The 12,953-nt window shown below is 59.2% G+C and carries 10 protein-coding genes; 8 read left to right on the top strand and 2 right to left on the bottom strand.

The features are described from left to right. The first annotated feature begins 16 nt into the window (after positions 1-16). Positions 17-925, top strand: coding sequence for an allose kinase (gene alsK, locus ACOTWU_RS23310; protein ID WP_126499221.1), 909 nt, complete (start codon positions 17-19; stop codon positions 923-925). On the opposite strand, the gene ACOTWU_RS23305 is transcribed toward alsK, so the two are convergent. After that, positions 858-3,155 carry a hybrid sensor histidine kinase/response regulator gene (locus tag ACOTWU_RS23305; RefSeq protein WP_126499220.1) on the bottom strand — a complete coding sequence of 766 codons (2,298 nt, stop codon included), beginning with the start codon at positions 3,153-3,155 and terminating at the stop codon, positions 858-860. The two genes, alsK and ACOTWU_RS23305, sit on opposite strands and share 68 nt — an antisense overlap. A 181-nt stretch (positions 3,156-3,336) precedes the next feature. Here ACOTWU_RS23305 and ACOTWU_RS23300 point away from each other — a divergent pair, with 181 nt between their 5' ends. From ACOTWU_RS23300 to ACOTWU_RS23275, 6 genes are all read left to right on the top strand, one after another. Next, positions 3,337-4,851: a sugar ABC transporter ATP-binding protein gene (locus tag ACOTWU_RS23300; RefSeq protein ID WP_220719780.1), complete on the top strand. Its 1,515-nt coding sequence runs from the start codon at positions 3,337-3,339 to the stop codon at positions 4,849-4,851. 2 nt (positions 4,852-4,853) lie between these two features. Further along, positions 4,854-5,849, top strand: a complete 996-nt coding sequence (locus ACOTWU_RS23295; protein ID WP_003860239.1) for an ABC transporter permease subunit — start codon at positions 4,854-4,856, stop codon at positions 5,847-5,849. A gap of 28 nt (positions 5,850-5,877) precedes the next feature. Further along, positions 5,878-6,819: an ABC transporter substrate-binding protein gene (locus ACOTWU_RS23290; RefSeq protein WP_003860240.1), complete on the top strand. Its 942-nt coding sequence runs from the start codon at positions 5,878-5,880 to the stop codon at positions 6,817-6,819. Between the two features lie 98 nt (positions 6,820-6,917). Next, positions 6,918-7,604, top strand: a complete 687-nt coding sequence (locus ACOTWU_RS23285; RefSeq protein WP_126499218.1) for a D-lyxose/D-mannose family sugar isomerase — start codon at positions 6,918-6,920, stop codon at positions 7,602-7,604. A gap of 10 nt (positions 7,605-7,614) precedes the next feature. Beyond that, the gene (locus ACOTWU_RS23280; RefSeq protein WP_047728693.1) at positions 7,615-8,475 is read left to right on the top strand and encodes a ketose 1,6-bisphosphate aldolase; all 861 of its coding nucleotides are present in this window, start codon (positions 7,615-7,617) and stop codon (positions 8,473-8,475) included. Further along, positions 8,475-9,494: a carbohydrate kinase family protein gene (locus ACOTWU_RS23275; protein ID WP_032104459.1), complete on the top strand. Its 1,020-nt coding sequence runs from the start codon at positions 8,475-8,477 to the stop codon at positions 9,492-9,494. Before ACOTWU_RS23280 ends, ACOTWU_RS23275 begins: the two co-directional genes overlap by 1 nt. On the opposite strand, the gene ACOTWU_RS23270 is transcribed toward ACOTWU_RS23275, so the two are convergent. Continuing rightward, on the bottom strand, positions 9,476-10,207 hold the full coding sequence (locus ACOTWU_RS23270; protein ID WP_032104458.1) for a response regulator: 732 nt from the start codon (positions 10,205-10,207) through the stop codon (positions 9,476-9,478). The two genes, ACOTWU_RS23275 and ACOTWU_RS23270, sit on opposite strands and share 19 nt — an antisense overlap. 256 nt (positions 10,208-10,463) lie before the next feature. Between ACOTWU_RS23270 and fdhF the strand changes: the two genes are divergently transcribed. Next, positions 10,464-12,611 carry a formate dehydrogenase subunit alpha gene (gene fdhF, locus ACOTWU_RS23265; protein ID WP_080024796.1) on the top strand — a complete coding sequence of 716 codons (2,148 nt, stop codon included), beginning with the start codon at positions 10,464-10,466 and terminating at the stop codon, positions 12,609-12,611. Positions 12,612-12,953: the final 342 nt, after the last annotated feature.

Below are 12,953 nucleotides of genomic sequence, written 5' to 3'. Positions count from 1 at the left end.
CGTCGCCGGAGTGGATATGGGGGCCACTCATATCCGTTTTTGCCTGCAAACGGCCGACGGTGCGGTGTTGCATTGTGAAAAACAGCGCACCGCGGAGGTTATCCGCTCTGGTGTGGTGTGCGGCGTGACGGAAATGATCACGGCTCAGCTGCGTCATTTACAGGTTCACTGTCGCGGTCTGGTCATGGGCTTTCCGGCACTGGTCGGCAAAGACAAACGCACCATTATTTCGACGCCTAATCTGCCTTTGCAGGCGAATGAGCTCCGCGATCTGGCGGGAAAACTTGAAGATGCGCTAGGCTGCCCGGTCGAATTTTCCCGCGACGTTAACCTTCAGCTTTCGTTTGACGTGGCGCAACACAATCTCCAGCAGCAAGAGGTTCTGGCGGCCTATCTTGGCACCGGCATGGGATTTGCCATCTGGCTAAACGGTGCTCCATGGACGGGCGCGCACGGCGTAGCGGGCGAGCTCGGGCATATTCCACAGGGGGATATGACGCGGCACTGTGGTTGTGGCAACCCGGGATGTCTGGAAACAGTTTGTTCCGGTATCGCATTGAAACAGTGGTACGAACAGCAGCCCCGCGAGTATGCGATGGGAGATATCTTTTCAGCCGTACCCGATGACCCCTTCGTACAACAACTCCTGAATCATGCAGACCGCGCCATTGCCACCAGTGTAAATCTGTTCGATCCGGATGCGGTGATCCTCGGTGGCGGCGTAATGGATATGCCTGGCTTTCCGCGCGAAGCGCTGATTGTCGGGATAAAGCAGCATTTGCGCCGCCCGCTGCCGCATGAGTCCGTGAAATTTATCCCTGCCTCGTCGTCGTCTTTTAACGGCGCTCAGGGGGCCGCTACCCTGGCTCGCTGCCGGTTCCTGCCATCACCTTGCGCAGCGCCTGCGCCAGCTGTGCGCGGGTGAACGGTTTTCGCAGTAACTGAACGTCCGGCAGCTGCGGGTTATGCGCCGGGCGCAAATCCTGCCCGCTGATCAGCAGCACCGGCAACTGCGGATAGTGGCTGCGTACATGGCCGATCACCTCCGCGCCGCTCAGGCCGCCCGGCAACATCAGGTCGCTGATAAACATGCCGATATCCGGCGATGCGTCCAGCATGTTCAGCGCCTGCTCGCCGTTTTCGGCTTCAAGCGTCAGGTAGCCAAGCTGGTGCAGTTGCTCGCACAGTGTCTGCCGCACGCCCGCCTCATCTTCCAGGACCAGCACAAGCAGCTCACTCTCTGCCGGGGCCGTGGTCGCCAGCGCGGCATCATCGGAGAACGCGGGCAGCGTCGAGCGCGGCAGCTGGAGCCGCACGGTGGTTCCCTGCCCCGGCGCGCTTTCGATCTCAACGCGCCCCCCGGACTGACGCACAAAGCCGTACACCATCGACAGCCCTAACCCGCTGCCGCTGCCGGTCTGTTTGGTGGTGAAGAACGGTTCAAAGACCTGCGATTTCACCTCCTGCGACATCCCGCAGCCGTGGTCAATCACCTCCAGCGCGACCATATCCTGCCTGCGCCCGTCGCTGCGGGTCACACGCTGGTTCCAGGTGCGGATTTTGATCACACCATTTTGCCCCTCCATTGCATCACGGGCGTTCATTACCAGGTTGATAATGGCGTTTTCCAGCTGGCTGACGTCAATCCATGCGGGCCAGGCCGGGGTTTGCGCTTCAATATCCAGCGTCAGCGTGGCGGGAAGCGAGTGCCGCATCAGCTCGCTCAGGTTCTCCAGCAGCGGCTTCATCTCTACCGCATGAGGTTGCAGGGATTGCTTGCGCGAGAAGGCCAGCAGACGCTGGGTGAGCATGGCCCCGCGTTCCGCGGCTTTGAGCGCACGAGTGATGCGCGGCGCGTCCGGTGACGCTGAATCGGTCAGCTCCAGACTGCCGATAATCACCGCCAGCAGGTTATTAAAATCATGCGCCAGCCCGCCCGTCAGTTGCCCAACCGCCTTCATTTTCTGGCTGTGCAGCAGCGCCTCCTCCAGCCCCTGACGTTCGATGCGGTCGACCTCCATCTGCGAGGTCTTCTCCTTCAGTAGCCGCGTGGTGTGCTCCAGCGAAGCGGTATTGCGGGCAAAAACGTTAAACGCGCGCGCCAGTTCCCCCAGCTCATCACGCCGCTGTAGCGCGGGCACCGACACATCCTGCTCGCCGTGAGCGAGGCGCGACATTGCCCTTGAGATAGCCGTCAGGTTGGAGCCCAGATTGCGGTAAATATACCAGCAGGCGCAGCCGGTGATGATCAGCGCCAGCACCGCGAAGACGCTGATAAACACGCTGATGGAGCGCAGCTCCTGGTGGCTTTGGGCGGTACGCAGCCGGGAGGCCTGCGCCACCTGTTCAACGTACTGATTGATGTCGCGGTTTAATATCGCCACCAGCGCCTTGATGTGGAACATGTACCAGCTGATGGACAGATCGCTCTCCTCCAGCTGCTTTGACAGTGGCGCGAGCTTGCGCAGCTCATCATTAAAATCCGGGAGCACCAGGTTGACCACCGGTTGCAGGGCGCTCGCGGGTAACATCGCGGTTACTGCATCCAGCTGCTGCACCGTGGCGCGCGGTGAAGGGGTATCAATGGCGGCAACGATCAGCCTGTCCATCTCTGCAAGCTGCCGGGCGTCTGGCACATTGCTCGCGTAACGGCGGTTGATATCCTGCAAATGACGCAGATAGCTTTGGCTTTGATACAGCGCGCTGAGCAGCGCGTTACGCTCCAGATGCCGTTTTTGCCCGCGCTCCAGCATTCCCGTCACGCTCTGCTGTAACTCATTGCTCCTGCGAATAATACGCGCCACCAGCGCCGGCTCCTGCTGCGCCAGCGGCGCATCGGCAAGCTGCTCCAGCGAGTGGCGCAGCGCCGTTTGCATCTGCTTCAGCCGCTCGGCTTCGCCTTTGTACTCCAGCGCACCGACCACCTGCGACAGCCGCACCGCCGCTGTTGCCACGTTGGCCGTGTCGCGCGCGAGGTTCATGCTGCCGGTCATGTCATCCAGCGTTTGCTGCTGCACCTGCTCCTGGATCTGGCTGGCATGACGAAAGCCGAGCACCGCCACGCCGCTTACCATCAGCGTTACCGCCACCACCAGCAGGTTAAATATCAGCAGGCGACCGCGGGCGCTGGTGAAGAACGGGGGGCGTGAAGACATGGGTTTGGGCTCCTCTGCGGTTTGGTGCCCTCACCCTGGCCCTCTCCCATAGGGAGAGGGAAAAGGAAAATGTGATGGCGATTAGCTATTCATAACTATGACAAATATGAACAGCTTCTGACATTTTGCATTTACGCGCCTGTGATGAAGTACAGATATCGACATTCACAGGAGATCCGCCATGAGCAGAACCCCGGTTTTAGAGATGCGCCACATTGCCAAAACCTTTGGCAATTTCCACGCGCTCAAGGGCGTGGATTTGACGGTTTTCCCCGGTGAGATCCACGCGCTGATGGGGGAAAACGGCGCCGGAAAAAGCACGCTGATGAAGATCCTCGCAGGCGCCTATACCGCCAGCAGCGGCGACATCCTCATCGACGGTAAGCCGTTTCACATCAAAGGGCCGAAGGATGCGCTGGCCGCAGGCATTACCCTGATTTATCAGGAGATGCAGCTTGCTCCTAACCTGACCGTGGCGGAAAACATTTTTCTCGGCAGCGAGCTGTCGCGCGGCGGGCTGGTCCAGCGCAAAGAGATGGCAGCCCAGGCGCAGGCGGTCATTGACCGTCTGGGCGCGCAGTTCAGCGCCACCGACCTGGTCATGAAGCTGACCATCGCCGAGCAGCAGCAGGTGGAGATCGCCCGCGCGCTGCACCGCAACAGCCGCATTCTGGTGATGGATGAACCCACCGCCGCCCTCTCCTCGCGCGAAACCCACCGTCTGTTCGAACTGATTTTGCGCCTGCGCGATGAAGGGATGGCGATTATCTACATCAGCCACCGCATGGCGGAAGTGTATGAGCTCTCTGACCGCGTCAGCGTCCTGCGCGACGGGCAGTACGTCGGCAGCCTGACGCGCGACAAGCTGAATGCCTCTGAGTTGGTGCGCATGATGGTGGGCCGCCCGCTCAGCGATCTGTTTAACAAAGAGCGCGATATTCCGCTCGGCAGCCCGCGTCTGAACGTGCACCACCTGACAGATGGCAAAAAAGTGCTGCCGTGCAGTTTGCAGGTTCGCTCCGGTGAAATCGTCGGGCTGGCGGGGCTGGTCGGGGCCGGTCGCTCCGAGCTGGCGCAGCTGATCTTCGGCGTGCGCAAAGCCACCGGCGGCATGATCGAGGTCGACGGCGAACCGGTGGTGATCCACTCCCCGCGCGCGGCCATTGAAAACGGCATCGGTTTTCTTACCGAGAACCGCAAGGAGCAGGGGCTGTTTCTGGAGCTGGCGGCGCAGGAGAACATCACCATGGCGACGCTGGAGCGCGACGCCACCTTCGGCTGGCTGAACCGCAAAAAAGCGCAGTCTATTTCCGATGACGCCATCGCCCTGCTCAATATCCGCGTGCCGCATTCTCAGGTGCGCGCGGGCGGGCTCTCCGGCGGCAACCAGCAAAAGCTGCTGATCTCCCGCTGGGTGGCGATTGGCCCGCGCATTCTGATTCTGGACGAACCTACGCGCGGCGTGGACGTCGGCGCGAAAAGCGAGATCTACCGCATCATGAACCAGATGGCGCGCAAAGGGGTGGCGATTCTGATGATCTCCAGCGAGCTGCCGGAAGTGGTGGGCATGAGCGACCGGGTGTACGTGATGCGGGAAGGCAGCATCGCGGGTGAACTCCACGGACGCGACATCTCTCAGGAAAACATTATGACGCTGGCAACCGGCGTGAACGACACACATCATCAGGCGGTGTAATTATGACAACTCCAACCCATCCGCAGCAGGTGGCGAAATCCGCCTCCGCCAAAAAAATGCTGATGAGCGATCTGATGCAAACGATCGGCATTTTGCCAATTTTAATCCTGATTGTGGCGGTATTTGGCTTTATCGCCCCGAACTTTTTCACCGAGAGCAACCTGCTGAATATTACCCGGCAGGCGTCGATCAACATCGTGCTGGCGGCGGGGATGACCTTCATCATCCTGACCGGCGGGATTGACCTCTCTGTGGGCTCGATTCTGGGCACTACGGCGGTAGCGGCGATGGTGGTCTCGCTTATCCCGGAATTTGCGATGCTCTCCATTCCGGCGGCGCTGATGCTCGGTATGGTGCTGGGGCTGTTCAACGGCGCGCTGGTGGCCTTTGCCGGGCTGCCGCCGTTTATCGTCACCCTCGGCACCTATACGGCACTGCGCGGCGCGGCGTATCTGCTGGCGGACGGCACGACGGTCATTAACTCCAACATTAACTTCGAGTGGATCGGCAACAACTACCTCGGCCCGATTCCGTGGCTGGTGGTGATCGCCCTGGCGGTGATTGTGGTGTGCTGGTTTATTCTGCGTCGCACAACCCTCGGCGTTCACATCTATGCGGTCGGCGGCAATATGCAGGCGGCACGCTTAACCGGCATCAAGGTCTGGCTGGTGCTGCTGTTTGTCTACGGCATGAGCGGCCTGCTCTCGGGATTAGGCGGCGTGATGAGCGCCTCGCGCCTCTACAGCGCCAACGGCAACCTCGGCACGGGGTACGAGCTGGATGCGATTGCGGCGGTGATCCTCGGCGGAACCAGCTTCGTCGGCGGGATCGGCACGATCACCGGCACGCTGGTGGGTGCTTTGATCATCGCCACCCTCAACAACGGCATGACGCTGATGGGCGTCTCCTACTTCTGGCAGCTGGTGATCAAAGGGGCGGTGATCATCATAGCGGTGCTGATCGACAAATACCGTACCCGACACCATCAAAGTGCATAACAACAATACCCTACGTGAGGAATACAGCATGAGATTGAAGCCCTTAGTGACCGCGCTCTGTGCTGGCGCGCTGCTGGCCGCAACCCCGTTTGCGCAGGCAAAAGATCTGAAGTCCATCGGCGTGACGGTGGGCGACCTGGCTAACCCGTTCTTCGTACAGATCACCAAAGGCGCCGAGCTGGAAGCGCGCAAGCTGGCGGGAGATAACGTCAAGGTGACGCTGGTCTCCAGCGGGTACGATCTGGGCCAGCAGGTGTCGCAGATCGATAACTTCATTGCGGCGAAAGTGGACATGATCATCCTCAACGCCGCGGATTCCAAAGGGATCGGCCCGGCGGTAAAACGCGCCAAAGAGGCGGGGATCGTGGTCGTGGCGGTTGACGTGGCGGCGGAAGGGGCCGATGCGACCATCACCTCCGATAACACCCAGGCGGGGGAGATGGCCTGTAAGTACATAACCGACCGCCTGAAAGGTAAAGGCAACGTGGTGATCATCAACGGGCCGCCGGTTTCTGCGGTACAAAACCGCGTGGAGGGCTGCCAGACCGAGTTCAGGCGCCACCCGGATATCAAAGTGCTCTCGGATAATCAGAACGCCAAAGGCAGCCGCGAAGGCGGACTGGAGGTCATGACCTCCCTGCTGGCGGCCAATCCGAAGATCGACGGCGTATTCGCAATTAACGATCCGACGGCGATCGGTGCCGATCTGGCGGCGAAACAGGCTCAACGTAATGAGTTCTTTATCGTTGGCGTGGATGGCAGCCCGGACGGTGAAGAAGCTCTGAAGCGCGAAAACTCCCTGTTTGTGGCGACGCCGGCGCAGGATCCGCAGGTGATGGCGGCGAAGGCGGTGGAGATCGGCTATGACATTCTTCAGGGCAAACCTGCGCCGAAAGAGCCTGTGCTGATCCCGGTGACGATGATCGATAAAAAGAACGTCGGCACGTATAAGGGGTGGACGGTTAAGTAACCCCGGTGCGGCCTGATGCCCTCACCCTAACCCTCTCCCCCTCTCCCTTGAGGGAGAGGGCCGGGGTGAGGGGGTGGCATAAAACGCAAGGAGTCCCCATGAAACGCTCCGACATCAATGAAATCCTCGGCCACACGCGGCAGTTCTTCTCCATGCACAACGTGCATCTCCCGCCGTTTGCCAGCTTTCCGCCAACAAAATGGCAGCAGCTTGACCAGGCCGCCTGGCAGGAGGTGTTCGACCTCAGGCTCGGCTGGGACGTGACGGCGTTTGGCGGCAACCACTTTGCCGCACAGGGGCTGACGCTGTTCACCCTGCGCAACGGCTCCCCCAACGGCGTGCCTTATGAGAAGTGCTATGCCGAAAAAATCATGCACGTCCGCGACGGCCAGGTGACGCCGATGCATTTCCACTGGCGCAAGCGGGAGGACATCATCAACCGCGGCGGCGGGAATCTGATTATTGAGTTATGGAATGCGGGCGCGCATGAGGAGACCGAAAACACCGACGTGATCGTCACGATAGACGGTTGTCGGCAGACGCACACGCCCGGCAGCCAGCTGCGCCTCACGCCTGGGGAGAGCATCTGCCTGACGCCCGGCCTGTACCACAGTTTCTGGGGTGAACGCGGCTTTGGCGACGTTCTGGTGGGCGAAGTGTCGTCGGTCAATGACGATGAACACGACAACCACTTTTTACAGCCCATCGATCGCTACAACACCATCGAAGAAGACGAACCGGCGGTGCTGGTGCTGTGCAACGAGTACAACCTGTTTCGGATATAAGGAGTGAATGATGCCATTGATTTCTCTTGCCGACGGTCTGGCACACGCCAGAGAACACCGCTACGCCCTGGGCGCGTTCAACGTTCTCGACTCCCATTTTCTGCGCGCGCTGTTTGCCGCCGCGAAGCAGGAACGCTCGCCGTTTATCATCAACATCGCGGAAGTGCATTTTAAGTACGTGTCTCTGGAGTCGCTTGTCGAAGCGGTGAAGTTCGAAGCCGCCCGTCACGATATTCCCGTGGTGCTTAACCTCGACCACGGGCTGCATTTTGAGGCCGTCGTGCGCGCCCTGCGCTTAGGGTTCAGCTCGGTGATGTTCGACGGCTCGACGCTGAGCTATGAGGAAAATATCCGCCAGACCCGGGAAGTGGTGAAGATGTGCCACGCGGTGGGCGTCTCGGTGGAGGCGGAGCTGGGCGCAGTCGGCGGAGATGAAGGCGGCGCGCTGTATGGGCATGCGGATGAAGCGTTCTTTACCGACCCGCAGCTGGCGCGCGAATTTGTCGATTTAACCGGTATCGACGCGCTGGCGGTCGCCATTGGCAACGCGCACGGGAAATACAAGGGCGAGCCGAAACTCGATTTCTCGCGCCTGGACGCCATTCGCCAGCAGACGGGCCTGCCGCTGGTTTTACACGGCGGCTCGGGAATTAGCGATGCCGACTTCCGCCGCGCTATCGAGCTGGGCATTCATAAAATCAATTTTTATACCGGCATGTCGCAGGCCGCGCTCGCCGCCGTTGAGCAGCGCATGGCGAACCGCCAGCCGCTGTACGATGAGTTTGCCGAACTGCTGCTGGGCATTGAAGAGGCCATTACCGATACGGTCGCGGAGCAGATGCGCATCTTCGGCAGCGCGGGGCAGGCATAATGGAACGCAAAGGGATTATCGCCGCAGGCAACATGCTGGTGGATCACGTCCACCAGATCGTACAGTGGCCGGAGCGCGGCTGGCTGGCGGAAATCACCCACAGTGAGCGCTCAACCGGCGGTGCGCCGCTCAACGTTCTGCTGACGCTGGCGAAAATGCACGTCGGCCTGCCGTTACAGGCGGTGGGGCTGATTGGGGAAGACAGCGACGGAGACTATATTCTGGCGATGCTCGACCAGTATCACGTCAATCGCCAGCGCGTGCAGCGCACGACGTTCGCCCCAACGTCGATGTCGCAGGTAATGACCGACCCCAGCGGACAGCGCACCTTTTTTCACTCGCCGGGCGCCAACCGCCTGCTGGATCTTCCCGCCTTCGATCGCCTCGACGGATCGCTGAAGATCTTCCATCTCGGCTATCTGCTGCTGCTCGACAGCCTGGACATGCCGGACGAGGAGTTTGGCACCCGCAGCGCGCGGTTACTGGCACAGATGCGCGATCAGGGGTATGAAACCTCGCTCGATCTGGTCTCCCGCAAGGGCGATCCACGCTATCAGCCGCTGGTGCTCCCTGCCCTGCGTCATCTTGATTATCTGGTGATTAACGAGCTGGAAGCCGGTGAGTTTAGCGGGCTTGAGATCCGCGACAGTCATGGTGCGCTGAACATGGTCCATATCGCCGACGCTGCCGCACAGTTGCTGGCGGCAGGCGTGCGGCAGCGGGTAGTGATCCACTGTCCGGAAGGGGCATGGGGTGAAGCGCCGGGTGAAAAAGGGCAATGGGTTCCTTCGTGGAAGCTGACGCAGGACGAGATTATCGGCAGCGTCGGTGCGGGCGACGCGTTTTGCGCAGGCTTTTTATACGGTTGCCATGAATCGCTGTCGCTTACCGAGAGTATTTATCTGGCGCACGCCTGCGCGCGGGCCAGCCTGCTGGCGGCCAATGCGATTGACGGCGCGAAAACGCTGGCCGAGCTTCAGGCGTTTATTCAGGAGAACGGTCAGGCGGCTTTCTCATGATGGGAAACGTCCGTGGCAAAAACATAGCCCAGACCGCGAATGGTTTTGATCAGCAAAGGCTGGTGCGGATTGACCTCAATTTTTCGCCGTAGCCGCATGATCAACACGTCGATAGTGCGGTCAAAGACCTCGGCGCTTTCGCTGTGGGTCAGCTCCAGCAGCTGTTCACGACTCAGTACCCGGCGGGCGTTTTGCGTTAATGCCAGCAGCAGGCCGTATTCGCCCTGGGTTAATGGCACGGTATTACGCTGCGGATCGCTCAGCTCGCAGCGGGTGGTGTCCAGCGTCCAGCCGTTAAAGGCAATACCTTCAACGCGCGGCGCGGCAGGCTCCGCGTCCAGCGCGCCGGTACGACGCAGCACCGCCTTAACGCGGGCGACCACCACGCGCGGATTGAACGGTTTTCCGATGTAATCATCGGCGCCCATTTCGAGCCCGACGACCACATCTGATTCACTTCCCAGCCCCGTCAGCATCACCACCGGTAGCGATGGTCGCTGCTTTTGCAGTTGCAGCAAAACCTGTAATCCGTTGATATCCGGCAGCATCATGTCCAGCAGAACCAGCGCAATGCCAGGGTCCTGCTGGACACGGTTCACCGCGTCCTGACCGGTGTGACACGTCAGCACGGTAAAGACGTGCTCGCTGAGCACATCCTGTAGCAGTTCGCAGACTGCGACATCATCATCAACCACCAGAATCGCCGGTTTCATCGCATGCTTCCGTCAGGGAATTATGTTAAGTCTGAACCATTCTGCCGCTGGCTCCAGCCGAATTGTTTTTTACGTGACGGAATTCCAATCCATGTCACATCCCCTGCCCTTTCGACACGTCAATTTTGACGATTGGCTGTTTTTCGTCAGGGTTTTGCCCCGCAAAGGGCCGTAAAGTCAGGAAATACCCATAGTAAAAACATGGCATAGAAGCTGCATATTGGGCAGGTAAGAACTGTTTAACTGGAGCAAAGTGATGAAAAAAGTCGTCACGGTTTGCCCTTATTGTGCCTCAGGTTGCAAGATCCACCTGGTGGTCGATAACGGCAAAATCGTCCGGGCGGAAGCGGCGCAGGGTAAAACCAATCAGGGCACACTGTGCCTGAAAGGGTACTACGGCTGGGATTTTATTAACGATACCCAAATCCTCACGCCGCGCCTGAAAACCCCTATGATCCGCCGCGAGCGCGGCGGCAAGCTGGAAGCCGTCTCCTGGAATGAAGCGCTGGATTACGTCGCCACGCGCCTCAGCGCCATCAAGGCCAAGTATGGCCCGGATGCGATTCAGACCACCGGCTCCTCACGCGGAACCGGGAATGAAACCAACTATGTGATGCAAAAATTCGCGCGCGCCGTTATTGGTACCAATAACGTCGACTGCTGCGCTCGCGTCTGACACGGCCCATCGGTTGCAGGTCTGCACCAGTCGGTCGGTAACGGCGCAATGAGTAATGCCATCAATGAGATAGATAACACCGATCTGGTGTTCATCTTCGGCTATAACCCGGCGGATTCTCACCCTATCGTCGCGAATCACGTTATTCGCGCCAAACAGAACGGGGCGAAAATCATCGTCTGCGATCCGCGTAAAATTGAAACCGCGCGCATTGCGGATATGCACATCGCACTGAAAAACGGCTCGAACATCGCGCTGTTGAATGCGATGGGGCACGTCATTATTGAGGAGAACCTCTACGACCAGGCGTTTGTCGCGAGCCGTACGGAAGGGTTTGAAGAGTATCGCAAGATTGTCGAAGGCTATACGCCGGAGTCAGTAGAGGCGATAACCGGCGTCAGCGCGCAGGAGATCCGCCAGGCGGCGCGGATGTACGCCGGAGCGAAAACCGCCGCCATCCTGTGGGGCATGGGCGTGACCCAGTTCTACCAGGGTGTGGAAACCGTGCGCTCGCTCACCAGCCTCGCCATGCTGACCGGCAATCTGGGTAAAGCGCATGTGGGCGTGAACCCGGTGCGTGGTCAGAATAACGTGCAGGGTGCGTGTGATATGGGCGCGCTGCCGGACACCTATCCGGGCTACCAGTACGTGAAGTTCCCGGAAAACCGCGAGAAGTTTGCGAAGGCCTGGGGCGTGGAAAGTCTGCCGGCACACACCGGATACCGCATCAGCGAGCTGCCGCACCGCGCGGCTCACGGTGAAGTACGTGCGGCCTACATCATGGGTGAAGATCCGCTCCAGACCGACGCCGAACTGTCCGCGGTGCGCAAAGGCTTTGAGGATCTGGAGCTGGTGATTGTTCAGGATATCTTTATGACCAAAACCGCGGCAGCGGCGGATGTGATTCTGCCGTCGACCTCCTGGGGCGAGCATGAAGGTGTCTATACGGCAGCAGACCGCGGCTTCCAGCGCTTCTTCAAGGCCGTCGAGCCGAAGTGGGATCTGAAAACGGACTGGCAGATCATCAGCGAAATCGCCACCCGCATGGGCTACCCGATGCACTACAACAACACCCAGGAGATCTGGGACGAGTTGCGGCATCTGTGTCCGGACTTTTATGGGGCAACCTATGAAAAAATGGGTGAGCTGGGCTACATCCAGTGGCCGTGCCGGGATGAGTCAGAATCCGATCAGGGGACGTCATACCTCTTTAAAGAGAAGTTCGACACCCCGAACGGGCTGGCGCAGTTCTTCACCTGCGACTGGGTCGCGCCGATCGATAAGCTCACCGACGAGTATCCGATGGTGCTCTCCACCGTGCGTGAAGTGGGCCACTACTCCTGCCGTTCCATGACCGGCAACTGCGCCGCGCTGGCGGCGCTGGCGGATGAACCGGGCTACGCGCAGATCAACACCGCCGACGCCGAACGGCTCGGTATTGAAGATGAAGCGCTGGTGTGGGTGAACTCGCGTAAAGGCCGCATCATTACCCGCGCGCAGGTCAGCGACCGTCCGAACAAAGGCGCGGTCTATATGACCTACCAGTGGTGGATTGGCGCCTGTAACGAGCTGGTGACGGAGAACTTAAGCCCGATAACCAAAACGCCGGAGTATAAATACTGCGCCGTAAACGTGGAGCCAATAGCGGATCAACACGCTGCGGAACAGTATGTGATCGACGAATATAACAAGCTGAAAGCCCGCCTGCGCGAAAGCGCAATGGGATGAAGCCGTTAATTAATCGCTGACTAAATGGGGTGAGATATTCACCCCATTATTATTTCTGGCACCGCTATTAATTACATCTATATATATTTCTGAAGACGTCTCGCAGAAAAAATGTAATTTGCACGAAAATTAATTACATCTTTGCATTTTAATTCAGCGAGATAAGATATGCGGCGGGTGCTTAAGACTTTCTGTCTTGAGCATTGTTGAGGGACAGAAAGTGGAAAGCCCCGGGAAATTTGCATTTACCTGTACTGCACCCATTTTGTTGGACGATGAAATGGAATAGTCCCTGATATGTCAAAGCCAAAATACCCCTTCGAAAAGCGCCTTGAAGTCGTG

The sequence above is a fragment of the Enterobacter cloacae complex sp. GYL001 genome (assembly GCF_049237125.1).
In the GTDB taxonomy this organism is placed as follows: Bacteria; Pseudomonadota; Gammaproteobacteria; order Enterobacterales; family Enterobacteriaceae; genus Enterobacter; species Enterobacter hormaechei_C.
Note: the sequence above shows the minus strand (reverse complement) of the source record. Positions and strands in the feature narration are given on the sequence as shown.

What these genes read in the sequence shown, in the direction of transcription:
- ACOTWU_RS23285 (WP_126499218.1), top strand. Translation starts at nt 6,918, where the DNA reads ATGAAACGCTCCGACATCAATGAAATCCTCGGCCACACGCGGCAGTTC.
- ACOTWU_RS23275 (WP_032104459.1), top strand. Translation starts at nt 8,475, where the DNA reads ATGGAACGCAAAGGGATTATCGCCGCAGGCAACATGCTGGTGGATCAC.
- ACOTWU_RS23290 (WP_003860240.1), top strand. Translation starts at nt 5,878, where the DNA reads ATGAGATTGAAGCCCTTAGTGACCGCGCTCTGTGCTGGCGCGCTGCTG.
- ACOTWU_RS23305 (WP_126499220.1), bottom strand. Translation starts at nt 3,155, where the DNA reads ATGTCTTCACGCCCCCCGTTCTTCACCAGCGCCCGCGGTCGCCTGCTG.
- ACOTWU_RS23300 (WP_220719780.1), top strand. Translation starts at nt 3,337, where the DNA reads ATGAGCAGAACCCCGGTTTTAGAGATGCGCCACATTGCCAAAACCTTT.
- ACOTWU_RS23295 (WP_003860239.1), top strand. Translation starts at nt 4,854, where the DNA reads ATGACAACTCCAACCCATCCGCAGCAGGTGGCGAAATCCGCCTCCGCC.
- alsK (WP_126499221.1), top strand. Translation starts at nt 17, where the DNA reads ATGGGGGCCACTCATATCCGTTTTTGCCTGCAAACGGCCGACGGTGCG.
- ACOTWU_RS23270 (WP_032104458.1), bottom strand. Translation starts at nt 10,207, where the DNA reads ATGAAACCGGCGATTCTGGTGGTTGATGATGATGTCGCAGTCTGCGAA.
- ACOTWU_RS23280 (WP_047728693.1), top strand. Translation starts at nt 7,615, where the DNA reads ATGCCATTGATTTCTCTTGCCGACGGTCTGGCACACGCCAGAGAACAC.